We start from the raw sequence: 24,876 nt of genomic DNA, 5'->3' as shown, positions 1-24,876 counted from the left end.
TGAGCAAGTTGGGTTCGATAGAGGTTGTTATGGTGGACGGAGTTTTTAAGCGCGGAAAGAAAGGGTTGTATACCGCCCGCCTGCAGGTGCCGACGCAGTTCCAGAATATCGTCAAGACCAAGGAGGTCTGGCAGGCCACTGGGACTTCGAACTACGAAGAGGCAGTCGAGTTTAGAATCACCTGGAAGCGGCGGAAGATGGCGGAGTGGAATGCTTTGCTTGCTGGCAGGCAGCCCAATCAAGCGAAGTCCAGGTTCAAGCTCGCAGCAGAGCTGGCCGTTTCCAGAGGAGAGGACTACCGGACTGCGGAAAATCTCTCGAACATGAATTTGGAAGAGATCCTCGGTCGCGTTGAACGCCTTCAAGCCATGGGGGATGGCCCCGAAAGCGTTGCCGCTCAAGCAATTCTCGGCGGCATTGAAATGCCCAAGATGTCTTTAAAGGAAGTTGCGATGAGTATGCCTGAGCGGTTTCCAGAAGATTGGAAAAATAAGACTGCTCGTGGCAAAAAAGTATGGGAGAGTCGTTGGCTCAGACCTGCCGACAAGTTCATCAACCTCGTCGGAAAGGATCCCGAGTTCATCTCGATCGACAGGCAATCTGCAATCTCATTCCGCGATGCTCTGAAGGATCGGGTTCTGGATGATGACGATTACAAGGCTGAATCCGCAATGACAGAACTACAGAACCTCAATGGGCTGTGGAAGCGACATCATGAGGCCCTCGGCATCGATCCGGAAGAAGTTCCGCCGTCACCTTGGAGGAACTTGGCATCGCCACTCTACAAGCTCGCTGAGGGGGACGGGCAGAAGCTCGAAATCCCAATCGCTAACCTCGAGATGCTCATCGCACCAAATGCTCTTGATGGCATGAACGAAGAAGAACGCGATATCATTTACGTGCTTGTCGAGACAGGAGGACGTCAGTCCGAAATTACCGACATTCCGCCAGGATCTATCCATCTTTGCCACGCTATCCCGCACATTGAGATCAAGAACGAGACTGGTGAGTTTGCCCGCACTATCAAGAACAAACCCTCCAAACGGAAAATTCCGCTCGTGGGTGTAGCCCTGCAAGCAATGCGTCGACATCCTGATGGCTTTGCGCGTTATCGTGGGAAAGGGACATTCTCCGCTGCTGCCAATGCATTCTTACATGAGAATGGCCTTTTACCAGAGGAGATCACGATTGGCGGGACTCGTCACTCTTACGAGGCGCGCATGAAGAGGGCCGGGTATGACAATGATGACCGGGGGGCCATGATGGGACACTCCATAAAGCGAATTCGAGGACGGGAAGTCTATGGCGACCCCTTATCCCTCGAGGAAAAGCTGGCAATCGCCGAAGCCATCAGACTTCGTCCGGGCAAACGCTAAACTTTTCCGAAGCATTTTGCTCTTGCAAGACTCTTAGCCCGTTGGATAGCTGTTTCCTGAGCCTCCATGGCAGCAAGTTCTTTCTCCAAGCGAACAAAGATCGGCAAATACGCGACGCCGTCGTCTCGTTCGGCAACCATCTTAGCTACGAATTCCAGAGCATTCTCAAGCCGTGTCCGCCGAGCAACTTTCGCGATATTTGATCCATTGTAGGACATTTTTTGTGACCTCTTGCGATTGAGGTCGGGAAATGGACGCGTGCAAATCCGCGCGGAAACGAGTTTGACTTGGTTTTGACATAGCCAATGACCTGCCCCCCTACTGGTCCCTCGTTCATAACGAGAGTCTGTGGGTTTGATTTTGGGAGTCGTCGGTTTTGGGCTTGGCAAGCACGCCGGGCGCGGAGCCCTCAAATTGCTCAAGCGTCCGGCGCGCTTCGGCCGGTGTTTTGTTCCCGAGCGATGAATGTGGCCTGACGGTGTTGTAATCGTAACGCCAGAGCGCCAGCTTCCGGCGGGCTTCGTCCAGGGTGTCAAAAATCTCCTCGTTCAGCAGTTCGTCACGCAGGCTGCCGTTGAATGACTCGATGAAGGCGTTCTGCTGCGGCTTCCCTGGGTCGATATAGTGCCATGGAATCGCGTTCTGATCGCCCCAACTTAGAATGGCCCGGCTCGTGAACTCTGTCCCGTAGCACGTCGGGAAGAAGCGGCGCAGAGAGGTTATGGCCGCCTGCGCACCCCTTAAATTGCGCAGCGGGTGGTCATGACCGGGTCTCAGGTCTCAACAGTGGTTTTGCACAACCACACCGCTGAGGAGACCGGCTATGACCGCTACCCTTTCGACCGTTTTGGTCGCCATCGACATATCCAAGCATCGGCATGAGGTGCTGATCAGTATTCCCGGCAAGAAGCGCCGCCGCCGCATAGCGATTATGAACAAGCTGGAAGATCCCCGTCGCTTAACCATAAATCTCGCAAGCGATATGAACCTCAGGCCTTCTTAGGTCTGGCATCTTTACGTTTCCTGGCAAACAAGCCACCTGCTGTTCGATATCGCACAGAGTGTGTTTGAAGGTAGAGAGTTGCGTATTTTCGCGTCTGAATTAGGTGCATCTGACCTGACGTATGCATCTCAAACGGAGAAATAGATTCAGATGAAAAACTTCCTTCTTACGACGGCAATGGGCGCAACACTCGCGACTGCGGCGCAGGCTGAAACGATGACCTATGTGCTCGATCCATCCCATAGCCAGATCGTGTTCAGCTATAATCACCTGGGTTTCTCGACCACCACAGGCATGTTCTCTGGGTTCGAGGGCAGTATCGAGCTGGACCAAGAAGACCCGGCAGCATCGAGCGTCTCTGTTTCATTTCCCGCCAAGAGCCTCATCACCGGCTGGCCCGCCCGCGAAGAGCATTTTCTGAGCGAAGATTTCTTCGGCGCCGAAGCGAACCCCTTGGTGACATTCACCTCAACGTCGATCGAAATAACCGGCGAAGAGACCGGCAAGATCACCGGCGATCTGACCATGAACGGCATTACGAAGTCTGTCGTTTTGGACGCCACACTGAATCAGTTGGGCGATCACCCGATGGAAAATCGCCCCTGGGCCGGATTTGACGCGACAACCACCTTGCTGCGCTCGGATTTCGACATGGGCCAGTTCGCCCCGTTTGTCGGGGATGAGGTTGCGATCGATATCTCGATCGAAGCAATGGTGCCCGCTGAATAATCGAAGCCTCATACTTTACCACAAGGGCCGCGCGATTCCTCGCGCGGCCCTTTTTTCGTCTCGATGGTGCAGGGTCTATTCTGCCTTAGCCGCCACCAGTTCTATCCGGACATCCACGGCAAACCCGACAGAGCTTTCGTCCGGATAGGCCACTCCCATGCCGAAGTCACGGCGGTCCAGAACCGTGCCGCCCGAGGCTTTGGCCGTGCGTCCTGTCACCTCGAGATCGAAGTCGAGCGTGACGGGAACACTCTGCCCGACCAGTGTCAGGGAGCCGGAGGCTTGGTGCTTCGGTCCGCCGATTTGCACGATGTCGCCCTGAAACACGGCGGTATCATGGGCGGCGACATTGAAGAACTCGGGGCCTTTCGCCTGGTCCGTCACAGACCCAAGTGTAAGGGAGGTCGTATCGATCACCGTCTTAACGGTGCCTGTTCGGGTTACTTCATCATACTCGATCTCAGCCTGCCAATTGGCAAATCCGCCGGTGACCTCGGCCCCCATTTGCTTGATTGTGATCGACAGGCTGCCGTCCTGCACGACCCATCCTTCGGTCTGTTTAGCAGGGAATTGTGACGCGGCTTCCACGTTGTGAGCGGGGGCAAACACGGTCAGGGCGCCGCCGATTGCAAAGGTCCAGATCCCTATTGCGGCGAGAACGGAGGCCGTCTTGCCGGGGTGAGTGGCCGCCTTGCCGGCAGCCCGTCCGTTCCACATGCGGGCCAAGGTGCCATCGCGGTCAATCAGCGCGTGTTTAATTGCGCCCCCAATATGCGCCGCGACCATCGTTGCCAAAACGATCCCCGCAATCCAGTGAACATTGGCTGCCGCACCGGCAAGGCGCTCCGATTTTGGAATAAACGGCAAGCTTTGGGGGAAGGGCCACCAGATTGGCGCAAATCCCACTTCGGCCGAATGGATCACCCAGCCGGAAAGCGGGAGCACGAAGATGGCGGCGTAGAGCACCCAATGCGCCGTGTCCGCGGCGAAGGTTTCGAGGCGCCGTTCGGGATGGAGAGGCACGGGACGCGGTTGCGAGATTGCCCAGCCGACCCGCAATACTGCCAAAGCCAAGATCGTCACGCCGATCGTCTTATGGGTCGAATACAACAGCTGAAGGAAGGCAACGGTATAGCCACTGCGCGGCGTGAACTTCCCGATCAATCCAAGCGCTATGTCTGACATCACCAGGAGCGCGATGCTCCAATGGAAAAAACGGGCGACGCGCCCGTAGCTGGCGGTTGTGTTTGATATCATCGGACCCTCGCATGTCTTGACTGGGTTTCCGATATCAAGACTTCGCCGCCAGCACATTCCGTTGTTTTCACACAACCTCTGTGCGCAGATGGGCAAGGCACGGTTTAGCGAGGCGCAACTCGGAGGGCAGGTGTCCGCATGCGCACGCGTTTCGGGTTAATTATCCATGCAATGTATGGGTGTTTGCGGGAGTGCAGCGGTGCGGAATTGACGGATGGCCGATCTGTTGAAGCTGCGCCGCAGCGTCGAAAGAGGATGTGAGTGTCTGGCTTGGGCCGTTCGTGTTCCTCCTGCATCATCGGCGGAAACCTGAATTTCGCCGCAGTTGCGAAGTATAGTTTCACCCTATGAGGAGAAAGCAGACGTTCAGCAGCGAGTGGCACTTTCATCCGCAGCGAATGTCTCCTACGAGCCGATTCTGTGGAAAAACAACGTGTTGCGGTCGCAGAAAGTAGTGCGCTGAACTGACCGCGAGCGCCTTTCTGATCAGGCTTTGCGCGTTTGCTGCGGTGCAGGAAGGATCTTGGCCAGTTTGCGGAGGTTTTGGGCGGTAGCGGCGAGTAGGAATTCGTCATTTGCGCCGCACGGCCCACGTAATCGCAGTCGTCCCAACCCGAGAATGCGTTTGAGGTGGGCAAAGAGCATCTCAACCTTCTTTCTGAGCTTCATCGCAATCTGGTACTCTTCGGTTTTGGCCAGATCCCTGGCGACCTGACGCGCATCTTCGTGCTCCTCGCGGGTGATCTTGCGCGCATCAGCGTTGGGGCAGCATTTTTGCTTGGACGGGCAGACCTGACAGACGTCTTTCAAGGCGCGATAGCGGGCTGTGCCTTTGCCCGTCGGGCCCCGGTTCGGATCAGAATAATTCCTGCGAAACTGTTTGAGCGCGTGACCCTCGGGGCAGATGTATTGATCATTCTCAGCGTCCCATTCGAAATCTGTGCGTGTCCAAGTGCCGTCGGGGCGTGCGGCCTTATCGATTACCGGGATGTAGGGGTCGATGTCGCGATCTACGAGCCAGCCGAGCATCGGGCCTGAACCATAGGCGGTATCGGCGATCATCCAGTCAGGGACCAGGCCGAACTTGTCTTTCACCCGTGTCAGCATGGTCTGCGTCGACCCAACCTCGGCTTGCCGGATTGAACGGGTGCCTTCGACGTCCAAAATAACACCGTGATCCGTGTCGATCAGATAATTGTCGGAATAGCTGAAGAAAGCAGGCCCTTTTCGCGCGGCAGTCCATTGGCTGGCCGGATCGGAATGCGAGGTGAACTTGGGCTGAACCTCGCTGGCCGCACCGAATGCCGCCTCATCCAGCGTGTCGAGATACTCGCGCACGGCGCGGGGCGCATCTGCGGGATCAATGCTCGACGCGTCCCATTCTTCCTTCGGCGTCGAGTTCTGTTTGTTGGCATCCGCTTCGATCAGGCTGGCATCCACTGCCATACGTTGCCCGCTGGCGAGGCCTTCTTCGATACAACGGGCTACGGTCGTCTCGAACAGATGGCGTAGCAACTCACTCTCTCGAAAACGGCCATGACGGTTCTTGGAGAAGGTCGAATGGTCAGGAATACGGTCGTTCAGATCGAGCCTACAGAACCAGCGATAGGCGAGGTTCAAATGGACCTCTTCACAGAGCCGCCGCTCGGATCGGATGCCAAAGCAATAGCCCACCAAAAGCATGCGGATCAGCAGCTCCGGGTCGACCGATGGACGCCCGGTGTGGCTGTAGTAATCCGCCAGATGCGCGCGGATGCTGCTCAGATCGACGAAGCGATCAATCGACCGCAGCAGGTGATCTTGGGGAACGTGATCTTCCAACGAGAACTCATAAAACAACGCCGCCTGCGCTTCCTGTCTCGGTCCCAACATCCGTCAATCCTCCCGCTCGCAAGAAGAATTGAATCAGCAGTTCACTCGCCGATCAAGCACGAGTTTTTCAACAAAATAAGCCCAACTTTACCGATTTCTTGCTGCGCGGCGAAGGTCGGCTTTTGCAGAATGGGATGTTCCTAAACCGCTTGACCGCGGAAAATTTTCGGATTAGCCAGCATTCAGGCTGTAGACGCCTGCCTCCCGCTGACGTTTGTCTTGGTTAAGTTCTGCGACGTAATTCTCTATCTACCTCTTTCCGCATATCGCGCGGATGGTAATGCGGGTCCCATCTCAAACTGCGCGATCAGGCAAGAGAGATATGGGATATGGGTGATACCCCCACCAATACATTCACCGATGGGCCGCTTGGCACAATCTACCTTAAGACAGCGCTGCCGATCATTTTCGTGATGGGGATGAACGGGCTGCTGTCCGTTGCAGATGCGTTGTTTCTGGGCATTTACGTCGGGCCTGATGCGCTGGCGGCGGTTACGTTGATGTTCCCGATTTACATGATGATTGTGGCGCTCTCCACGCTTGTTGCCAACGGCATGTCGAGCCTTCTGGCCCGGTCCCTCGGCGCGGGCGACATAGACGGTGCGCGTGCGACGTTTGCAGGCGCACATGGGCTGGCCGTGGGATTGGGCGCGGTCCTGATCGTGTTGTTCCTCCTATTGGGCCAGCCTGTTGCATTGCTCGCTGCTGGCGGGTCAGAGAGTTTGGCGCAGATGGGATTGGTCTACCTTCGGATCACGGTGTTCTTCTCCCCACTGTTGTTCGTGTTGTCGGTCAATTCTGACGCACTGCGCAATGAAGGGCGCGTGGGCTTTATGGCCGCGATGAGCTTGCTGGTGTCGCTCGCAAACATAGGGTTTAATTATGTGCTGATCGCCATTCTGGACATGGGCGTTGCTGGGTCAGCCTATGGGACAGCGACGGCTCAAGCATTCGCGTTTGCGGTCATTTTTGCGTTCCGTTTGTTCGGCGAAACGTCGCTGCGTCCTGCGACCCTGCTGTCCCATTCCATGTGCGGAAAATGGGGGCGAATCCTCGCCCTGGGCGCGCCGCAAAGCCTGAATTTCATCGGGCTTGCGCTTGGGTCGGCGGCGATTATCACCGCGCTGCAATGGGTCGGCCGATCGGGCTATGCCGACACGATCACGGCATATGGCATTATCACGCGGGTCATCACATTCACCTTCTTGCCGCTCTTGGGTCTGTCCTTCGCGATGCAAACCGTCACGGGCAACAACTATGGCGCCGCCCTCTGGCATAGGTCGGATGCGAGCCTGCGCATGGCCCTTTGGGTCGCGTTTATCTATTGCGCAGTGGTGCAGATCGTCGTGATGAGCATGCCGAGCCGGATCGCCAGCGCATTCGTGGAGGATGTCGCAGTCATTGACGAGGTGTCACGTATCCTCCCCGTCATGGCCAGCGTTTTCCTTCTGGTGGGGCCGTTGATGATGATCGCGACCTATTTCCAAGCGATTGGCTCCGCGAGCAAGGCCGCTCTGCTGGGGCTCACAAAAACCTATGCATTTGCGATCCCATTGACGTTCTTGTTGCCCGTCTGGTTCGGTGAAATAGGCATCTGGATTGCGGGCCCATTGGCCGAAGTCATGCTATTGGGTTTGACGGCTGTAGTGCTCAGGCTCGCCGCACAGGACCAAAGCTTGAAATGGGGTATTTTCCATACCAAAGAAGGAGCAGCGCCATGAACCCGAAACTTCCGTCCGCCGCAAAAGCCAAGGATCAAGCAAAGCGTTTGCGCACAAAAATGGCCGAGGACGGGACATCAATTGGCCATGCCAAGTCCCTCGAATTGGTCGCCCACCAGCACGGCTTCAGCGATTGGAACACGATGTTTGCCGCCATCGGCAAAGCGCCCCTCAAGGGCTGGGCCATCGGTGACAAAGTCGGCGGAACGTATCTGTCGCAACCGTTCACGGGGCATGTGGTCTCTATTTCGACCCTGAAACCAGAGTGGTTCCGGTTGGAGTTGCACTTAGATGAAGCCGTAGACGTTGTCACATTTGATGGCTTCTCAAATTTCCGCTCGCGCATTCGTGGTGTCATTGGCCCCAAAGGGCATTCGATCGAACGGACAAGCGACGGGCAGGCGCATCTTCAGATTGATCTATGGTGAAAGTGAATTCCAGTTCTTAAACCCGTAAGCGGCCGATGGCGCGATTGAAGCCAACGGCAGCTCTGTCCGCCAGGTAGACCTCAGCTGACGCCCCTTGAACCGGCCATTGGAACTTGTCGCAGCAAGACCAGTGCTCATCTTCCAGGGCTACTGACAATCGAAAAGCTATATAGGAGCCCTACAAACGCGCCTTGCTCACGCAAGTGTTTGTTTGGTATCCGTTTTTCCAACATCACGCAGGGAATCGACGACGGTCATTCCTTAAGCTTGCATATTTGGGCTGAGCTCCCGCTAAATCGTGCTACAAGAAGGACGCCATAATGGAAGAAGTGAGCCGTATCGATCTGGGTTTTTTTTTTGATGCGGCACCGTCGGCACAGATGGTGTTTACGCCAGACCTCCGGATTGTCGCGGCGAACCAACGTTATTGCGCCATGCTGGGCCGCCAGCCAGAAGATCTGGTCGGGAACCGGGTTTTCGAAGCCTTCCCAGCCAATCCAGACGACCCGAACTCGGACGCCGAGGCGGAATTGCAGGCCTCGACAGACGCAGTTGTCGCGACAGGCAAGGCACAGGAAATGCCATTGCGACAGCACGATGTCCAGGAAGCCGACGGCCGCTACGGCACAAGATACTGGCGCATCCTGAACTCACCCGTCTTCGCCGATACATCCGAGCCCGAACGCGTCACCCATGTGATCCATACAGCCGAAGACGTTACGCGGAGCGTTCTGGGGGAGCGCGCTGACGCTGCGAAGCGAAGGGCTGCAATGCGCGGCGCGGAACTCAGCTATTTCGAGCTCGACCCGGCCTCCGGGAGGCTGACCCGCTCGCCGCAATTGGATGCGCTGTTCGGCTTTGAAGCAGGAGAGACTGTCACAGCGGCAAAAGCGTTTTTCGACCGCATCCATCCCGATGACCTTGAGACGACTTTAGCCGAGATCGGGCGGGCCAGCCGAACCATAGGATCCGACCTGAATCTTGATTACCGGATCGTGCGCCCCGATGGGGCCGTGCGATGGGCGATTGGCCATGGCGAGTCTGTCCGAAATCCGGACACGCATGAGGTCAGGATCGTCGGCATCATCCTTGACGTGACATCGATCCGCGAACGCGAAGAGAGCCTGCGCGAGGCGGTCCAAGCGCGTGACGTGCTGATCGCAGAGGTTAACCACAGGGTGAAGAACTCTCTCCAGATGGTTGCGAGCATTCTTAGCCTGGAGGCATCTGCGACCACGGACGCGGCCGCGCGCGCATCGCTCAAGGCCGCTACGGCGCGCGTGAACGCCGTCGCGGCGATCCATGCCTCGCTCTACGAGGACGAAGACGTGCGTTCGGTCCAGATCGACAGATACCTGGAACGGTTGAAAGAGCACCTTCACGCTTCGCTTTCAGGTGAAGGCGGGGGTGTCCGGATCACACTCGACGTGGATCCAATCCGGCTTGCAACCGACAAGGCCGTCACGCTGTCTCTGGCGGTGAACGAGCTGGTCACCAACTCGTTCAAGCACGCCTTTGAACCAGATGAAGAAGGCACCGTGACCATCAGTCTGCGGCGTAACGGCGACGACTCAATCACTCTCGAGGTTGCAGACGACGGAACAAACCGGGCTACCGATCGTTCGGACATTAGGCCACCATCGTCAGGTCTCGGTCAGCGTTTGATTGAGGGAATGGCATCGCAACTGGGTGGAACAATCGAGATAGAGAGTAAGAATGGCTGGCGGACAAAAATCCTTTTTCCCGAATGAGGGAGCCGCCACTCTGAAAGTTCTCGTGGTTGAAGACAACATCTTCATCGCGCTTGATTTGGAAGGGCAGCTTGGTGAACTGGGACATGACGTCGTCGGCATCGCCGCGACTGCGTCAAAGGCGATCCAGATGGCCCGAGATTGCGTTCCTGATCTTGCAATCGTCGATCTTCAGCTTGCCGATGGGAGCCGCGGGCAGGATGTAGCGTTGGTGCTTCGTCGTGAGATGGATATTCCGTCCATCATCGTGAGCGGGAGCCTGCACCAAGTGACCGACGAAGAGAAAGCAGCGATTCGTCCGGACGCAATGCTTTCGAAGCCGCTGCTTTCGGGTGAACTTGGTCGCGCAATCGGAACCGCGAATATCTCAGGTAGCCCCAAGGACGAATGACGGCTATCGCAAACCGCATAAAGCGGACCTTAACAGCCAAAACTCGAACGGCAGCAAAGTCCGCATTACGGTCATGGAACCTCGTAAATACTGCACATCTTCGGCAATGTCCGCTTTGGGGAAGCTGCACTGCGGCGTGACGTCCAGTCGTCAATGTCTGGTAAGGGCCGTTCATGTCAAACAGAAACAGAGGGCGGGTAGCAGATATTTAATGCAAGCACGAGATCAGCGTGCAACCCTTGCAAAGCGAGTTTGCGGAAATGGTTGTCCGACTGCACCAAACGCGACGGTCGGATACTGCCAGACCACTAACCCGGTCATTCCGCTCTCAGAGCCCGTTTTACTTACTAAGCTCCACAGTCGTTCATAGTTGACCATAGAACGCGCTTCTCTTGCCTGTCTCCGATAACGATCTGCCAGTTCCTAAACTCTGCTTGAAAAGCACCTGCCGACACAAGGCCGTCATGCAGCGTGACAAGAGTGGAGCGGCCGAATGATCTCTCGTTCCGCGCCGCGACAACGAGCCTCGTCTCTATTCTAATCACAGAAATGGGAGGCGTGTCAGTGCGGGTCGCGTCCACTGAGCTCGTCTCATCAACCTCTATTCGTACATCCGGGATGATTATACCACCCCAGCTTTCGTTTCCTTTGCTTTCAAAGTAGTGTGATCTAAACTGCCCCGAAAGAAATACAGCCGTAGGTTCGTTATCTATTCGCCCAACAATAATTGTTTCTTCGTACTTGTTAGTTGGAATTATGAGGCTTAGAGGCTTAACAGTTCCTGCTTTTCCAACTGTAAACTCACTGGCTGACAGCAATTTCAATTCTCCGGATTAAACATAATGGCTAATGCGCGACAGCACAATTCACGCAAAAAGATAGAAAGCTTGGCTTGATCTGAAACGTCTTCAATCCCACCCTCGGCGAATGTCAGTGCGCTGGCACTGGGGACAATGAACTGCATTTGTCGGTCGGTTTTCTCGACGGGCGTCGAGGCGCTCGTTTTCATCGAGCACCTCGATTTCGAAACGGTGCCCGCAGTTTTTGCACCGAAAACGGACGCGCTCAGTCATAACTGATGCCCGCGTTTCCAATGAACTCATTCCAGAGCATTTCCGCAGCCTGCTCTGGCGCCAGCTTTTCATCAGCGTTGCCGAAAATATTCATTGTTCTCACCAGGAACAACTCGTAGTCATCCGCTGAGAGGTTAAAGCCACCATTTGCGGTATTTTCACCACCATTCTCGTCAAACGAATAGTAGATATCACCCAAAGCTATGCGCGCATTGCGGCAATGCACAGTAATGTGGGCCGCCCCATCGCGTTGTCCGCCGTTCACAACCGTTGCAGCAAAGGAGGTTGTGCCCCTATCCGTAAAGCGACCACGCAATCCGTCTATTGAATCAATCTCCCCGGTCGCGCGCCGAAAGTAGTCTTTGATTGTGTCAAATGCCGCCTCACGGAAGTCGCTTCTATCGATCTCGTCAAAGTCTTTTCTTGCACGATAACGCGCCGTTGCGGGAGGGACGGCTTCGGGCTCTGGTGCGACCTTCGCCACAGAGGCTGGGGCGCGCTCGATTTCGATGATCCGACGCAATTCTTGGACCACGTTCAGGTAGGCTGTATTTGGGTTGGCCCATTCACTGATAGCTTTGCCGTCTGTCGGCACGGCCTTAAGTTGCCGCAAATCACCCATCGCCTTCCAGTCGCATTCTTCCACGATGATTGGTACTACGCGAGCATTCCCGGCTGCATGACGTTCAAGTGCTCGCTTCATTTCCCGCTCAACGCAGTAGTCAGACGCGATGAAGTCTGGGCTAACTATAAGCAGAAAGAGGTCGGCTGCTTCTAATTCTCGTTCGATCTCGGCATCCAGTCCACTGCCTGCCAGAATATCGCGGTCATACCACGTCTCAATATGCCCATCACGGATCAGATTTTTTAGGTGGACGTGGAGCCGTTCAAGCGCACCCTTGTCTCGGTGGGAATAGGAAATAAATGCCCGCATTTTCTCTACTTTGTATGTTCAAATTTTGCTCTCATAGTACACATGTCCGTTTGATCCGCAACAACCACAAGTAATTCTTCGAGGTGACATAGCGTCGTGTAGATTGCAAATCCTGGTATGAAAGCAAATGGCTGCTTTGAAGCAGAGGCGTCGCACGGATGTCCGGTCGGTCAACGGCAGGGCAGGTTTGGGCCGTTCGCGCTCCTCGGCAAGAAGGGCGGAAAGTGTGAATTCGCCGCGCTTGCAAAAGAATCGCACCATAAACTCGTAAGCGGCCACTCAATCCCGCCATGAGCCAAGCTGTCATACTGCATCGGGCGCGAATGCCGGCAATACTCAGAAAACGGTCTTTGTAAACTGTAGCGATGAGGGGCGGCCTTAACGGCAAACCCGGTCCCGCGTTTCGTTAGTCGGTTCAGCGCCCCATCGCAGTGCCGGCCACAAGTGAGCATCGGCAAATAGCGGGCAAATCGTGGCTCCATTGAGACCTATTATAATTTGGGGAAGCGGGCGCAGCTTGTGCGCCCCCCTCGCGGAGGCGCCGTCGGCGGAGAGGGTGCCGGCGCGCCGTTCGGTCATTTGGCCGCGGTCTCGAACTTTTCCGGCTTTGCCATCCATTCGCGCCCCTGAAGCATCGCTTGCCAGTAGATCGGCGGCAGTATCTTTTCCTTGAGGAACCACGCGGCACGGCTTGGCTTCGTTCCGTCAATCAAGAAGGCCGGGAAGCTTGGCTTCACCGCCCCTCCGTACCCGAATTCTGCAAGCACAATCTTGCCGCGCTCGACCGTCAGCGGACACGAGCCGTAGCCGTCGTATTGCGCCACGGACGAGCGCCCGGCGATATCGGCGACGAGGTTCTCGGCAACGGTGGGCGCCTGTTTCCGCGCCGCAGCCGCGGTCTTAGCATTTGGCGCGTTCATCACGTCGCCAAGCGCCCAAATGTTGTCGAAGCTCTTGTGGCGCAACGTCGCCTGGTCAACGTCGACCCAGCCTGCCGGATCGGCCAGGGGCGAGACTCGAATGAAGTCCGGGGCTGTTTGGGGTGGGCAGACATGCATCATTTCGAAGGCCATCTTAACATTCCGCGGCTCCTGATCCGGCTCGCTGACCTCGAAGGTGGCCGTCTTCGCCGGCCCGTCGACCGCCACAAGATCGTGGAAAAAGTCGAGGGTCGCGTCGTACTTCTTCACGTATTCCATCAGTGCCGGCACGTAGTCCTTCACGCCGAAGAGCACACCGCCTGCGTTGCAGAAATGGATATCGACGTCCTTGAGACGACCGGACCGATGCCAGTGGTCGGCCGAGAGATACATTGCTTTCTGCGGGGCGCCGGCGCATTTGATCGGCATCGCCGGCTGGGTGAAGAGCGCGGTGCCGCCGCGCATCTCCTGCACCAGTTGCCAAGTATAGGGCGCAAGGTCGTAGCGATAGTTCGAGGTCACCCCGTTTCGGCCGAGCGTGTCGACAAGTCCTTCGACCTTGCCCCAGTCAAGCTTGAGTCCGGGACAGACAACGAGACGATCGTATTTCACAACGCGGCAACCATCGAGGATGACCGCGTTGCTTTTTGGTTCGAAGGCCGCGACGGCGGCCTTGATCCACTTGACCCCTTCCGGGATCAGGCTGCCCATTGTCCTGGCGGTCTCCTGTGCCTTGAATATTCCGCCGCCGACCATCGTCCAGCCGGGCTGGTAATAGTGAATTTCGGCAGGATCGATGATCGCGATCTCGAGGTCTGGCTTGCGCGCCTTGAGGCTTGCCGCGACTGCGAGCCCACCGGCACCCGCGCCGACGATGACCACCTTGTAGTGCGCATCCCCGGTGCCGGTCGGGGTCTTGCCGCCGTTGGCGACGCGGCGCGCGACACCGTTCATGTCATAGCCTGCCGCCTTCGTCAGGGCGAGGATCTCGGAGACGGGCCGCTTTTTCGCCTCGTGCAGCGACCAGAGTGTTGCTGAGCGTGTGCCGGTCCGACAGTAGGCCAAGACCGGGCGTTGCACCTCTGCCAGCGCTTGGCCAAAGGCAGCAACGTCCTGATCGGTCACCATCCCCGACTCAACCGGGACGTAGCACGTCTCGATTCCCTCGGCCTTGGCAGCGGCCTCGATCTCTTCGAAGCCTGGCTGGTCAGCGCCTTCCCCATCGGGGCGATTGCAAATGATCGCACGATAGCCTGCAGCCTTGATCGCGGCCATGTCCTTAGCTGCGATCTGCGGGGACACCGTAACTTTCGGCGAGATCTTTTTCAGTTCCATCGTCGCATTCCTCCCTGTTGGTTTCGAGCAAAGACCGTTACCGACGCGCCGCCATCACACCTGCGGACTTCGTCAAGTAGATGGGTCTTCGTCTTGTATGACCGAAACCATCTTCGCGCTGTACGCCCGGTCGCCGATGCGTTCGATCAACTCAAGTTGCAGCTCCAACCAGGCCTTATGGCCTTCTTCATCCATCGCGATCTTTTCGAAGAGCATGCGCGATCCGACATCGTTGACCTCATCGGCCTGCCGGGCCGCGGTGAGGTAGAATTCAATGGCCTCCTCTTCATCGGCAAGGTCGGCCTTGAACATATCCGGCAGGGTTTCCGCGCGCTCGGGCGATTTGGCGAAAGCGATCTGGGGCGTTCCTTTCAGGAACATGATGCGTTCGATGAACAAGTCGGAGTGTCCGATTTCCTCTGCCTGTTCCTCGCGCATCTTGTCTGCCAGCAAATTGAGGCCCCAATCGTCGAGGACATGCGCGTGCAATTGATATTGATGCGCGGCGCTCATTTCCATTTGAAGCGCCTTGTTCAGGTTTTCCACCGTTGAGTTGTTTGACATTGTCTTCTCCTTTTGACCTGTATCCGCGAGGCTATCATCAAAGACCGTTGAGGGGCACCTTGAGCATAGGGTTGCCATCCTTGTCGGTAGGAACCTCGCCTGCGCGCATGTTCACCTGCAAAGACGGGATAATGAGCTTGGGCATGGCGAGGGTCGCGTCGCGTTCGGTGCGAAACTTGACGAAATCCTCCTTTGACTTGCCATCGCCGACATGGATGTTGTGCGCCTTTTCGTCACCCACTGTGGTCTCCCACTGGATGTCGCGCCCGTTCGGCCCGTAGTCGTGGCACATGAACAGCCGCATTTCGTCCGGCAGGGCCAGGACTTTCTGGATCGAGTCGTAGAGTGTCGCCGCATCTCCGCCAGGGAAATCGGCGCGCGCCGAGCCGCCGTCGGGCATGAACAGCGTGTCACCCACGAAGGCCGCGTCGCCCATTACATGCACCATACAGGCGGGCGTGTGACCCGGCGTGTAAATGGCAAAAGCGGGCATATTGCCGATCGTGTAGGTGTCGCCGTCGTCGAACAGACGGTCGAACTGGCTGCCGTCACGCTGGAATTCGGTGCCTTCATTGAAAACCTTTCCAAAGGTCTCCTGCACCACCATTATTTTCGATCCGATGCCGATCTTTCCACCCAGCTTCTGCTGTATGTAGGGGGCGGCCGACAGGTGGTCGGCGTGGACGTGGGTCTCGATGATCCACTCCAACTTCAGCTCCTGCGATAGCACCTGCCGGATCAGTTCGTCCGCATGGTCATAAGTGATCCGCCCGGCAGCGTAGTCAATGTCCATGACGCTATCGACGATGGCGCAGGCATCGGATGTCGGGTCTTTCACAATATAGCTTATCGTGTTCGTAGCCTCGTCAAAGAAGGCCTGAACCTTGGGTTTGATGGTCATGTCAATGGGGTAAGTCACGCTTTTTCCTCCTCAAATGTTACGGTTGATCAGGATGCTACGCGCGGCTGTCGGCCGCGACTGCCCGCAGCCCCCGTGTCTCGATGTGAACCCCGGACCGATGTTGGCACGGAAGCTCCGGCCGAGCCCGAGCATCAGAAGCACCGCGCTAAGACCAATCCGCAGACCGCCGACGAACGATGTGACGGGTGTTAACGCAGCTCCATTTCAGCACTCCCGGCATGTCTTGATACCGAAAATTGCGTAGAGCGGGCACATCTTTATTGTCGACGTTGCGAGCATGACGATGCCGACGACGGCCGTACCATACTTGATCAGCGGTTCGGCGAAGAGGTGCAAACCGCTGAAGAAAGCGAAATAGAGCAGGACCAGCCCAAGCGCGGCGCGCAGGATACGGTCGAGGGTTCCGACATTAGTCGTCATGGCGTCCTCCAAACTTGAAAGTTGACCATGATATATAACTTTCACAACATCGCTTCAGTGATATTGTCACCGAGCGGCGATTTTTCATCGGCGGCCAGCTAAGCGCTGTTGGTAAGCGCCCGCAGGGCCGGCTTGCAGGTGACCTCAATCCGTCCGCGCGATTGCACGATGTAGCCCCGCTTCTGGAAATCGTGCAGCACGCGCGAAATGACCTCACGCGCTGTTCCCAGTTCGCTCGCAATCTGCGCGTGGGTCGCAGAGATTTCCCGGTCGTCACCCGCCAGAGTGAGAAGGCGCTCGGCGAGTCGAACGTCGATCCGCCCGAATGCAACATCGTCCACCACGCGCAGAAGATCGATCAGCCGCCGCGAGTACGCGGCAAACACGAAGTTGCGAAAGGCCGCCTCGTCGGCGACGAGGGTGTCGAAGGCGAGCCTTGGAAGGGCGACCACACGGATGTCGGTCTCCGCCAGACCTTCAGCACTGTAGGCCTCCTCCGCCAGCATACAAGCCGTTGTCAGCACGCAGCTTTCGCCCGCATCCACGCGGTATAGCACGATGTCACGTCCGTTCTCGGAAGTCTGCGACACGCGAATTGTGCCCTCCAGCAAGAATAACAGGCTGTCCGGTATATTGCGCGGACCAAATACTTCCTGGCCTTTGTGATAAGCGCGGACCTGCGCCACCTTGATCAGCCGATCCCTCACGCCGCGCGGCAGGGCTCTGGTCCCCTGAAATCGTTCGGTCCAGTCTTCGATGCTCATTGCCCCCTCCGCGATGGCCGGACGATGCCCTCTTCTAATGGCGTGATGCGGGATAAGAGCTCACTCCTGTTCGACGCGATATCCGCCAACGTAAGGTCATCGAGCACCGCCATAAATGCTTTCGTCGCTTCGCTCAGTGCCCGAGATAGCTTGCAGATGCCGATCAACGGGCAGGTATTTTTTTCGGCATTGAAGCATTCGACAATGTCGAGCGGCCCTTCCGTTAGCCGGATCACATTTCCGACAACGATTTCTTCGGCAGGACGTGCGAGCCTAAACCCGCCTCCTCTCCCCCGCCTTGTCTTCACAAGACCAGCCTGTCCCAGTTCATGCACGATCTTCACGATATGCGGCCGAGCCAACCCATGCACCCTGACCACATCATCCACGCGCACAAGTTCCGGTGACCTGAGCGCGGCAAGTTGTAGCGATCTGAGCGCGTAGTTCGAATATGCCGTGAGCTTCATCGATGTATCCCCCTCAAAGTTCTACATTGAATGTAACTTTTTGCAGGCTGAGTGACAATGTCACCGAGATCGCGCCCGCTCTACGGTATTTGGTAGCAAAACCAATTGAAAGGAAACATCATGCCTTTGCTTCTTGGAGACGTCGTCCCGGATTTCACCGCTGACACCACGACCGGCCCCATCTCTTTCCATGACTGGATCGGCGACGACTGGGCTTTCTTTTTCAGCCATCCGGGCGACTTCACCCCAGTCTGCACTACCGAGATGGGTCGGACCTCGCAACTTAGCGCCGAATTCGAAAAGCGCGGCGTCAAACCGATTGGGCTTAGCACCGACTCTGTCGAAGAGCACATGCGGTGGATCGACGATGTCAACGAAACCCAAAACACTACGCTGCGGTTTCCGATCGTGGCCGATCCCGATCTGAAAATCGCGCGTCTCTATGACATGATCCATCCCACTCAGTCCGAGACGGCTGCCGTACGCTCGGTTTTTATCATTGACAATATGAAGAAGCTGCGCCTGACGATGACTTACCCAATGAGCGTGGGGCGCAACTTCGATGAAATTCTGCGGACGGTCGATGCACTTCAGGCGGGAGACAGGCACCAGATTGCCACGCCTGCTGACTGGCGTCCCGGTGACGAGGTCATCATTCCGCCCTCGATCGACGACGTTGCGGCCAAGGGTCTATTCCCGCAAGGTTGGACGACACACCGCCCTTACTTGCGGACCACGCATGTGCAAGACTAACAATTGTTCGCCCATGAAAAGGAGAGAGACAACATGAGACGTCTTGCATTCGCGGCGCTGGCCGGATTGGGTCTCGCCGGGGCCGTACAGGCGCAGGAAGCGCCGGATTTGCTTACGGTCCTCGCCTCAGGGGACGCACAGACCCAACTGATGGGTATGGTGCTGACCATGCAGGCGGTACAGCAAGGTGCCGAAGCGCAGATCATGCTCTGCGGGCCAGCCGGCGACCTGGCCCTGAAGGACGCCCCCGCCTCGGCGACCGACCCGCAGAAGCCGCGTGGCATGAGCCCCCAAGGACTGATGCAGCAGATCATGGAGACCGGCACCCAGGTCGAGGTCTGTGCAATCTACTTGCCGAACAAGGGCGCAGGTCCCGAGGTCCTACTCGACGGTATCAACCCCGCTGACCCGACTGCAATTGCCGCGCGCCTGCTGACGCCGAACGTGCGCATCTTGTCCTTCTAAGCCGCGCTCAGCGGGCGACAATGTTGCCCGTACTACCGCCACCACGGAGACACCACCTAATGCTCGCCTCTTTCGACGCAGTCCTCTTGGCCCGTATTCAGTTTGCCTTCACGGTGAGCTTCCACTTTCTCTTCCCGGCCTTCACCATCGGCCTCGCGAGCTACCTCGCGGTGCTCAACGGGCTGTGGCTCTGGACGAAAGACCACAAGTATCTCGATCTCTTCCGTTACTGGGTTAAGATCTTCGCGCTGGCCTTTGCTATGGGCGTCGTATCGGGCATCGTGATGTCCTACCAGTTCGGCACAAACTGGTCGGTGTTCTCCGACAAGGCCGGGCCGGTGATCGGCGCACCGATGGCCTATGAAGTGCTCTCGGCCTTCTTCTTGGAGGCGGGCTTCCTTGGGATCATGCTCTTCGGGCGTGAGCGCGTGGGATCGGGCTTGCATATGGCTGCCACGGCAGCCGTGGCCTTCGGTACGTTCTTCTCGGCCTTCTGGATTCTCAGTGTTAACAGCTGGATGCAGACGCCTGCAGGCTTCTCCATCGACCCGGACACGGGTCAGTTTCTGCCTGAGAACTACTGGGAGATCATTTTCAACCCCTCGTTTCCCTATAGACTCATGCATACAGTGACGGCCGCCTACTTGACGACAGCGTTCATCGTGGGTGGCGTGGCGGCCTTCCACCTGTTGCGTCGCAGGAGGCGGGGCGAGGCGGCGTCCGAAGCCACGAGAACAATGTTCTCCATGGCGATGTGGATGGCAGCCATCGTGGCCCCGATCCAGATCTTCCTCGGGGACCTCCACGGAATCAACACGCTGGAACACCAGCCCGCCAAGGTCATGGCCATGGAGGGCCACTACGCGAGTCACCCGGAGGGCGCGCCGCTTTATCTGTTCGGGATCCCCAACGACGAAACGCAATCCCTCGACTACGCGGTCGGCATCCCAAGATTGTCGTCGTTGATCCTCAAGCACGATCTTAACGCCCCACTCGCTGGACTCGACACGATCCCCGACGACGAGCAGCCCCCCGTGGGCATTGTCTTCTGGTCCTTCCGTGTCATGGTCGCTTTGGGCTTTGCCATGCTGGGCATCGGGGCATGGTCGCTCTGGGCACGCTGGCGAGGTCGTCTTTTCGATGCGCCATGGCTGCACCGTGCAGCACTGGCCATGGCGCCCTCAGGGTTGATCGCGGTCTTGGCCGGATGGATCACCACAGAGGTCGGACGTCAGCCTTATACGGTATACGGTATGCTACGAACCGCTCAGAGCGCGGCGCCGCTCGACGCAGCGGCCGTCGGCACCTCGCTCGTCGCCTTTATTGTGGTCTACTTCGCCGTATTCGGCGCAGGCACGTTCTACATCCTACGTCTGATGAGCCGTCCGCCCGTCTTCGACGAACCGCGTCTGAAGGATGCCACCAAGGGACCCATTCGTACGGCCGGGATCACACCGGCCATCGAGGAAGCTATGCGGCGTCCAGAAGCCGCTCATCAGGGGGAGTAAGACTAATGCCGATCGTAGAAGGGGTCGCATTCGACCTCACCTTTGTCTGGGGCTTTCTGATTGCCCTCGCCGTGCTCATCTACGTGATCCTTGACGGGTTTGACCTCGGGCTCGGGATGCTCTTCGCCGTAGAGCCCGAGCGACAGCATCGCGACGTAATGATGAACTCGGTTGCCCCTGTGTGGGACGGGAACGAAACTTGGCTTGTCCTTGGTGGCGGAGGACTCTTTGCAGCCTTCCCGCTGGCCTACGCGTTAATCCTACCGGCGCTCTATGTACCGATTATCGCTATGCTGTTGGCGCTCATATTTCGAGGGGTCGCCTTCGAGTTTCGCTGGCGCACTGAGCGTTGGCGCGGTGTCTGGGACGTTGCCTTCATAGGAGGCTCCGCGGTGGCCGCGCTCAGCCAAGGAATCGCACTCGGCGGGCTGCTGCAAGGCATAACTATTGACAAAGCCGCTCGTGCCTATTCGGGCGGTTGGTGGGACTGGCTAACCCCATTCTCAGTGACCGTCGGTTTCGCCGTCATGGTCGGCTACATGCTTCTCGGAGCGACTTGGCTCATTATGAAAACTGATGGCGAGCTTCAGGATCGCATGCGTAGCCGGGCTTGGATCTTGGGCGTGGGGACGGTGGGGTTCATCGGCGTTGTAAGTCTTTGGACTCCGTTCTTGCAGGAAGGATACTTTGTGCGCTGGTTCGCTGGCACCCGCATCTTGCTGGCCGTGATGGTAGGCGCTGCAGTCCTCTTCCTCGCATTTTTGATGTTCCGGGCTCTTCACATTCACCGCCACGACTATTGGCCCTTCATACTGGCATTGGCGATGTTCGGCCTGTGCTTCGCGGGGCTCGGAATCTGCATGTTCCCTTATATCGTTCCGACGGAAGTCACACTTTGGGAAGCGGCCGCCCCTTACAGAGCTCAACTCTTTATGATCATCGGCGCGGGTATCTTGATCCCAATCATCCTTGCCTACACGGCCTACGCTTACTGGGTGTTCCGGGGTAAGGTTGATCCTGAGGCAGGTTACCATTGATGGTTAAGGGATCCAGATACACGCGCTGGCTCTGGTTCATCGGCTTGTGGGTTGCCAGCGTTACCCTGCTGGCAATGGTCGCTTTAGCAATCCGCCTCGTAATTTGATGATTTGGTGCTCAAACGGCGTATCGAAAGAAGAATGGATACATTCGGTTGGGATACTCCCTTCCGTGACCCTGATGATGTTGGTGCTGCCATGGGGTAAATTTTAACGCCAAGAGCGGAGCAGGAGCTCACTGGATTACGAAACGTCCGAAGGCTGGAGGCCGCCTTTGCAATCTAATTTTAGCGTACTGGTCTACTACAATTGAGCCACTAACGACTGTAGATAGAAGCGCAAAGTTGTTGGTCAGAAGCGTCTTGACCTCGATCCGGCCTTTGCCCGCTGCTTGGGGTAGGTCGGATCACACAACATGAATTTTATGAAATAGTCCGAAGCTGCGTTGCGACAGTGCGGAGAAATTCGATGTCTATTAGTGCCTGAATATCCGCTATACCTGATCTACTCCAAAGTCTTCACGGGTGCAGCGATTGATCAAAATCCGATGTAGCTGCTGGGAGGGGGGAAACCAAACCGGTCAAGGTACTGTCCGCTTTGAAGCCATTCGGCACCACGAAATTCTGCTGGATTCACGAATGTCTGGTCTGGGGACTGCGCCGCAGCGTCCGACCCTATTGTGAATGGCGGGTCTGGGCCGGTCTCTCACGGCTGATTTTGCTGCGGCTGCGAGATGGAGCTGCCTGTTCGTCAGAATGGGCTCTAACCGGAACTTCGCCGCGCATGGCGCGAACGGGAGCATTCAGTTCAAGCGAAGCGGGTCCGTCACACGCGCGGCGGAGCCAAATGTTATCAACATTTACAGCATGGGCTGGCGGAAAATATGTCTCCATCGCACCGGCCTGGCCCAGAGCTTGGCAGGAAGTGATCCCGTTCTTTGCTTTTGATCCCGCCATCCCGAAGATCATCTACACCGCCAACGCAATTGAAAGCTTGAACCGTGTTTTCCGCAAATCGAACAAGACGGGAGGATCGTTCCCGACCGAAGACGCAGCCACGAAGCTGATCTACTTGGCGATCCGCAACTTTGAGAAAGGCGGGCGGGATATTCGAGAATGGTTTGCGGCTCGCAATCGTTTCGCCATAATGTTCGAGGATCGCTTCAATGCGTGATTGTATCTAAAACCCGCATGGGCCAGACCAAATACACAAAGTTTATGACACTCCCGGTGAGCGTTTCCCCTTCAGACAGATTAAGTTATAAAATGCCACTTCGGCGGACGGGCGAGACGTCCTTCACCCACGCGGCCAAACTTCCAAACGAGGACAGTGCCTAACTACCATTAGCCAAAGGTTCGGAAATTTCGGACTGAAAGCTGGCCAGAATGGCATTCGCATCCTTCGCCAACTTATCGCAAGGTCGCGCGCCACTCAAGCTGAGATTAGGCAGGGTAAGCCAATGTATAAGCGCTGTCTGACCGCCCCAGTGGTCTGGGCGCATCTTCATAAGCTCGATAACTGCCGGATAAACCCGGCGTCCAACCACGTCGAACTGGAAGCGAGGATAGACCGCCTGCCCCTCAATGTTAAAGCTTAGTATCTGTTCTTCGATCTCGTGACGCGTCAGAATGATGGAAGGATCCGCTTCCGACAGGCCCAGCAAGATGCCTGCCGCATCCTGATCTATCATCGAGACAGAGCAATTTATTTCAGCCCGCAGCACATCTTCCGCAAAAATGAGGTTGCCTCTCTCATCGAGACCAACCCCAAGCCCACGGCGTCGCCGCCTTTCCCAGAGCGCCTCTTCCTCATAGTTGGCGTCATCCATTTTTTTGTAGAACCATTCCATCCACTCTGGGTTTGATTCATCCGGTTTTGGGTGTGTCATCGCAGCATTCTCCCTCCGCTTGGCGGCCACTCTAACACAGCCTTGATTTTGATTTTAGTGGGTGAAAAAATGTCCGTCTTCAGAGTTTTTAGCCCCTTAGGCGCTGACCTCAGACAACCTGCTTTTCCCTTTGTGCAAAGTCTCTTCTATTTTCGCGACGAAAATCCATGCAGGTGAGCGCGCCCTACCCGCTATTTTGCAGCCCCCTTGCTGAGAGCTTTAGCGATTTCTTCGAGTACGACGGTGGCGACCTCTTCAGGTAGGTCCGTGCCATCTTCAAATGTCAGTCGAAATGCCCCATCGCTGCTTGCAATAAGGCAGCACGGTGTATGCAACCTGCCGCCTACAAATTGAACCGCGCGCTTGCTGGGCATATGGCGCGCTACAAAACGTTTGACCTTCGGTCGACCTCGTCCCTTCCGATCATGTGCAGTTTGGCGATCATATAATGGCTTAGCGTCTGAAAGGTATTTTCTAAGTAGTGCCAGCTCTTCGCTCTTAGTTCTATTTTCCGAAGCTTCTTCGAGCATTTTACGCGCCTTGAGATCGCCTGCGCCTGCATCGAAATATTTTACTAACCGGAGGCCAATTTGTTCAGTTATGCAGTCAGGATGGATGATGATAGCACCGATGAAGTCGGCGAGCCTCACCAGTGTTCGGATCTTTGATTGTTTTGCTGCGCTGGCCTGTCCGTACATGCTGAGAATGGCCTGATCGACACTTGCGAACGCGCCCGCTTCGACCGTGCGACGGATAAAAAGCGCCCTTTCGAACGGTGAGATGCCCTTGCGTACTTCGTTCTCAATCGCCAGCGCGACCAGCGCTGAGCTAACATCATGCTGCAAAACGCGCGCATTGATCGTCGCAAATCCCGGGTCTCTTGTTTCGCAGAATATCTCTCGGATCGCACGCAAACGGCGCCAACCAGACACCAGCCCGTAGCGAAGCGGCTCGTCAGGATCGCTGATTACGGTTACTTCAATTGGCGTCTTTTGCCCGCTTGCATAGATCGAAGAACGCAGTTCGAGAAACGCATCTTCATCATGCGCTATCCGGTCTCGCACAAAATGCTCTTCGTCGATCTGATCTATGTCTATCTCTTCGAGTAGAAGGCCGGCTTGCCGGAGCCTGTCTTCACCTTCAGCACGACCCTGATTGATAAGACTCTCAACATCCCTGGAAGTCGTAGTGCCGGACATCTTGGGAGACTTCAGTTTTTTAGCGGTGATCATCACGAAAACTTCTCACTAATTTTAACACATTCGGCGAACTCATCTCTAACAGCAGTGTTCTTCTGC

Annotated in this window: 23 protein-coding genes and 2 pseudogenes; 12 read left to right on the top strand and 13 right to left on the bottom strand. The window is 56.6% G+C overall.

The annotated features are described in order from the left end of the window. Positions 1–29 precede the first annotated feature (29 nt). Entirely contained in the window at positions 30–1,376 is a 1,347-nt protein-coding gene (locus K3762_RS06365; protein ID WP_260012422.1) for a DUF6538 domain-containing protein, read from the top strand. A 333-nt stretch (positions 1,377–1,709) separates the two neighbouring features. Here K3762_RS06365 and K3762_RS06360 read toward each other — a convergent pair. Continuing rightward, positions 1,710–2,066: pseudogene (locus K3762_RS06360) on the bottom strand (integrase core domain-containing protein); the annotation flags it as partial. A gap of 133 nt (positions 2,067–2,199) precedes the next feature. Between K3762_RS06360 and K3762_RS06355 the strand changes: the two are divergent. Then, positions 2,200–2,352, top strand: a pseudogene (locus tag K3762_RS06355) (IS110 family transposase); the annotation flags it as partial. A 177-nt stretch (positions 2,353–2,529) separates the two neighbouring features. Continuing rightward, positions 2,530–3,108, top strand: coding sequence for a YceI family protein (locus tag K3762_RS06350; protein WP_260012420.1), 579 nt, complete (start codon positions 2,530–2,532; stop codon positions 3,106–3,108). Positions 3,109–3,183: 75 nt separating this feature from the next. On the opposite strand, the gene K3762_RS06345 is transcribed toward K3762_RS06350, so the two are convergent. Together K3762_RS06345 and K3762_RS06340 are read right to left on the bottom strand one after the other, a co-directional pair. After that, positions 3,184–4,365: a cytochrome b/b6 domain-containing protein gene (locus K3762_RS06345; protein WP_260012417.1), complete on the bottom strand. Its 1,182-nt coding sequence runs from the start codon at positions 4,363–4,365 to the stop codon at positions 3,184–3,186. A gap of 486 nt (positions 4,366–4,851) precedes the next feature. Then, entirely contained in the window at positions 4,852–6,237 is a 1,386-nt protein-coding gene (locus K3762_RS06340) for an IS1182 family transposase (RefSeq protein ID WP_260011505.1), read from the bottom strand. A gap of 329 nt (positions 6,238–6,566) precedes the next feature. Between K3762_RS06340 and K3762_RS06335 the strand changes: the two genes are divergently transcribed. The 4 genes from K3762_RS06335 (at position 6,567) to K3762_RS06320 (ending at position 10,528) form a co-directional block, all read left to right on the top strand. Further along, a complete protein-coding gene (locus tag K3762_RS06335; protein ID WP_260012415.1) occupies positions 6,567–7,958 on the top strand; it encodes an MATE family efflux transporter in 1,392 nt (463 codons plus the stop codon). Continuing rightward, complete coding sequence (locus tag K3762_RS06330) at positions 7,955–8,386, top strand: glyoxalase superfamily protein (protein ID WP_260012412.1); 432 nt, start codon at positions 7,955–7,957, stop codon at positions 8,384–8,386. The genes K3762_RS06335 and K3762_RS06330 overlap by 4 nt, the downstream gene beginning before the upstream one ends. Positions 8,387–8,706: 320 nt before the next feature. Further along, positions 8,707–10,137: a sensor histidine kinase gene (locus tag K3762_RS06325; RefSeq protein ID WP_260012410.1), complete on the top strand. Its 1,431-nt coding sequence runs from the start codon at positions 8,707–8,709 to the stop codon at positions 10,135–10,137. Then, a complete protein-coding gene (locus K3762_RS06320; protein WP_260012408.1) occupies positions 10,103–10,528 on the top strand; it encodes a response regulator in 426 nt (141 codons plus the stop codon). The genes K3762_RS06325 and K3762_RS06320 overlap by 35 nt, the downstream gene beginning before the upstream one ends. A gap of 820 nt (positions 10,529–11,348) precedes the next feature. Here the strand turns inward: K3762_RS06320 and K3762_RS06315 are convergent. The 8 genes from K3762_RS06315 to K3762_RS06280 form a co-directional block, all read right to left on the bottom strand. Beyond that, positions 11,349–11,537: a hypothetical protein gene (locus K3762_RS06315; RefSeq protein WP_260012405.1), complete on the bottom strand. Its 189-nt coding sequence runs from the start codon at positions 11,535–11,537 to the stop codon at positions 11,349–11,351. Between the two features lie 56 nt (positions 11,538–11,593). Beyond that, complete coding sequence (locus tag K3762_RS06310) at positions 11,594–12,535, bottom strand: toll/interleukin-1 receptor domain-containing protein (protein WP_260012404.1); 942 nt, start codon at positions 12,533–12,535, stop codon at positions 11,594–11,596. Positions 12,536–13,110: 575 nt separating this feature from the next. Next, the gene (locus tag K3762_RS06305) at positions 13,111–14,790 is read right to left on the bottom strand and encodes a bifunctional protein tyrosine phosphatase family protein/NAD(P)/FAD-dependent oxidoreductase (protein WP_260012402.1); all 1,680 of its coding nucleotides are present in this window, start codon (positions 14,788–14,790) and stop codon (positions 13,111–13,113) included. A gap of 72 nt (positions 14,791–14,862) precedes the next feature. Continuing rightward, positions 14,863–15,354: a bacterioferritin gene (locus K3762_RS06300; RefSeq protein WP_260012401.1), complete on the bottom strand. Its 492-nt coding sequence runs from the start codon at positions 15,352–15,354 to the stop codon at positions 14,863–14,865. Between the two features lie 37 nt (positions 15,355–15,391). Continuing rightward, on the bottom strand, positions 15,392–16,255 hold the full coding sequence (locus K3762_RS06295; RefSeq protein WP_260012796.1) for an MBL fold metallo-hydrolase: 864 nt from the start codon (positions 16,253–16,255) through the stop codon (positions 15,392–15,394). Between the two features lie 225 nt (positions 16,256–16,480). Next, complete coding sequence (locus K3762_RS06290; protein WP_260012400.1) at positions 16,481–16,696, bottom strand: DUF2892 domain-containing protein; 216 nt, start codon at positions 16,694–16,696, stop codon at positions 16,481–16,483. 98 nt (positions 16,697–16,794) lie between these two features. Further along, positions 16,795–17,460, bottom strand: a complete 666-nt coding sequence (locus K3762_RS06285; RefSeq protein WP_260012398.1) for a Crp/Fnr family transcriptional regulator — start codon at positions 17,458–17,460, stop codon at positions 16,795–16,797. Further along, positions 17,457–17,927 carry an Rrf2 family transcriptional regulator gene (locus K3762_RS06280; protein ID WP_260012396.1) on the bottom strand — a complete coding sequence of 157 codons (471 nt, stop codon included), beginning with the start codon at positions 17,925–17,927 and terminating at the stop codon, positions 17,457–17,459. The genes K3762_RS06285 and K3762_RS06280 overlap by 4 nt, the downstream gene beginning before the upstream one ends. A gap of 120 nt (positions 17,928–18,047) precedes the next feature. On the opposite strand from K3762_RS06280, the gene K3762_RS06275 reads away from it, so the two are divergent. The 5 genes from K3762_RS06275 to K3762_RS06255 all read left to right on the top strand — a co-directional run bounded on the left by K3762_RS06275 (position 18,048) and on the right by K3762_RS06255 (position 22,863). Next, the gene (locus K3762_RS06275) at positions 18,048–18,680 is read left to right on the top strand and encodes a peroxiredoxin (protein ID WP_260012394.1); all 633 of its coding nucleotides are present in this window, start codon (positions 18,048–18,050) and stop codon (positions 18,678–18,680) included. A 33-nt stretch (positions 18,681–18,713) separates the two neighbouring features. Further along, complete coding sequence (locus K3762_RS06270; protein ID WP_260012393.1) at positions 18,714–19,145, top strand: hypothetical protein; 432 nt, start codon at positions 18,714–18,716, stop codon at positions 19,143–19,145. Between the two features lie 59 nt (positions 19,146–19,204). After that, on the top strand, positions 19,205–20,653 hold the full coding sequence (locus K3762_RS06265) for a cytochrome ubiquinol oxidase subunit I (RefSeq protein ID WP_260012391.1): 1,449 nt from the start codon (positions 19,205–19,207) through the stop codon (positions 20,651–20,653). A gap of 5 nt (positions 20,654–20,658) precedes the next feature. Beyond that, positions 20,659–21,690, top strand: coding sequence for a cytochrome d ubiquinol oxidase subunit II (gene cydB, locus K3762_RS06260; RefSeq protein ID WP_260012388.1), 1,032 nt, complete (start codon positions 20,659–20,661; stop codon positions 21,688–21,690). 846 nt (positions 21,691–22,536) lie between these two features. Next, positions 22,537–22,863: a transposase gene (locus K3762_RS06255; RefSeq protein ID WP_260012385.1), complete on the top strand. Its 327-nt coding sequence runs from the start codon at positions 22,537–22,539 to the stop codon at positions 22,861–22,863. A gap of 160 nt (positions 22,864–23,023) precedes the next feature. On the opposite strand, the gene K3762_RS06250 is transcribed toward K3762_RS06255, so the two are convergent. Further along, entirely contained in the window at positions 23,024–23,578 is a 555-nt protein-coding gene (locus K3762_RS06250) for a hypothetical protein (RefSeq protein WP_260012382.1), read from the bottom strand. Between the two features lie 191 nt (positions 23,579–23,769). Then, positions 23,770–24,810: a ParB N-terminal domain-containing protein gene (locus tag K3762_RS06245; RefSeq protein WP_260012795.1), complete on the bottom strand. Its 1,041-nt coding sequence runs from the start codon at positions 24,808–24,810 to the stop codon at positions 23,770–23,772. Positions 24,811–24,876 lie beyond the last annotated feature (66 nt).

Source organism: Sulfitobacter sp. W074, from assembly GCF_025142275.1.
Lineage (GTDB): Bacteria > Pseudomonadota > Alphaproteobacteria > Rhodobacterales > Rhodobacteraceae > Sulfitobacter > Sulfitobacter profundi.
This window is presented reverse-complemented; position numbering and strand designations above follow the sequence as displayed.

Coding starts and splice junctions, on each gene's coding strand:
- cydB (WP_260012388.1), top strand. CDS start 20,659: ATGCCGATCGTAGAAGGGGTCGCATTCGACCTCACCTTTGTCTGGGGC.
- K3762_RS06365 (WP_260012422.1), top strand. CDS start 30: ATGGTGGACGGAGTTTTTAAGCGCGGAAAGAAAGGGTTGTATACCGCC.
- K3762_RS06350 (WP_260012420.1), top strand. CDS start 2,530: ATGAAAAACTTCCTTCTTACGACGGCAATGGGCGCAACACTCGCGACT.
- K3762_RS06315 (WP_260012405.1), bottom strand. CDS start 11,537: ATGAAAACGAGCGCCTCGACGCCCGTCGAGAAAACCGACCGACAAATG.
- K3762_RS06295 (WP_260012796.1), bottom strand. CDS start 16,255: ATGACCATCAAACCCAAGGTTCAGGCCTTCTTTGACGAGGCTACGAAC.
- K3762_RS06305 (WP_260012402.1), bottom strand. CDS start 14,790: ATGGAACTGAAAAAGATCTCGCCGAAAGTTACGGTGTCCCCGCAGATC.
- K3762_RS06285 (WP_260012398.1), bottom strand. CDS start 17,460: ATGAGCATCGAAGACTGGACCGAACGATTTCAGGGGACCAGAGCCCTG.
- K3762_RS06340 (WP_260011505.1), bottom strand. CDS start 6,237: ATGTTGGGACCGAGACAGGAAGCGCAGGCGGCGTTGTTTTATGAGTTC.
- K3762_RS06290 (WP_260012400.1), bottom strand. CDS start 16,696: ATGACGACTAATGTCGGAACCCTCGACCGTATCCTGCGCGCCGCGCTT.
- K3762_RS06275 (WP_260012394.1), top strand. CDS start 18,048: ATGCCTTTGCTTCTTGGAGACGTCGTCCCGGATTTCACCGCTGACACC.
- K3762_RS06345 (WP_260012417.1), bottom strand. CDS start 4,365: ATGATATCAAACACAACCGCCAGCTACGGGCGCGTCGCCCGTTTTTTC.
- K3762_RS06250 (WP_260012382.1), bottom strand. CDS start 23,578: ATGACACACCCAAAACCGGATGAATCAAACCCAGAGTGGATGGAATGG.
- K3762_RS06265 (WP_260012391.1), top strand. CDS start 19,205: ATGCTCGCCTCTTTCGACGCAGTCCTCTTGGCCCGTATTCAGTTTGCC.
- K3762_RS06325 (WP_260012410.1), top strand. CDS start 8,707: ATGGAAGAAGTGAGCCGTATCGATCTGGGTTTTTTTTTTGATGCGGCA.
- K3762_RS06320 (WP_260012408.1), top strand. CDS start 10,103: ATGGCTGGCGGACAAAAATCCTTTTTCCCGAATGAGGGAGCCGCCACT.
- K3762_RS06335 (WP_260012415.1), top strand. CDS start 6,567: ATGGGTGATACCCCCACCAATACATTCACCGATGGGCCGCTTGGCACA.
- K3762_RS06330 (WP_260012412.1), top strand. CDS start 7,955: ATGAACCCGAAACTTCCGTCCGCCGCAAAAGCCAAGGATCAAGCAAAG.
- K3762_RS06255 (WP_260012385.1), top strand. CDS start 22,537: ATGTTATCAACATTTACAGCATGGGCTGGCGGAAAATATGTCTCCATC.
- K3762_RS06310 (WP_260012404.1), bottom strand. CDS start 12,535: ATGCGGGCATTTATTTCCTATTCCCACCGAGACAAGGGTGCGCTTGAA.
- K3762_RS06280 (WP_260012396.1), bottom strand. CDS start 17,927: ATGAAGCTCACGGCATATTCGAACTACGCGCTCAGATCGCTACAACTT.
- K3762_RS06270 (WP_260012393.1), top strand. CDS start 18,714: ATGAGACGTCTTGCATTCGCGGCGCTGGCCGGATTGGGTCTCGCCGGG.
- K3762_RS06245 (WP_260012795.1), bottom strand. CDS start 24,810: ATGATCACCGCTAAAAAACTGAAGTCTCCCAAGATGTCCGGCACTACG.
- K3762_RS06300 (WP_260012401.1), bottom strand. CDS start 15,354: ATGTCAAACAACTCAACGGTGGAAAACCTGAACAAGGCGCTTCAAATG.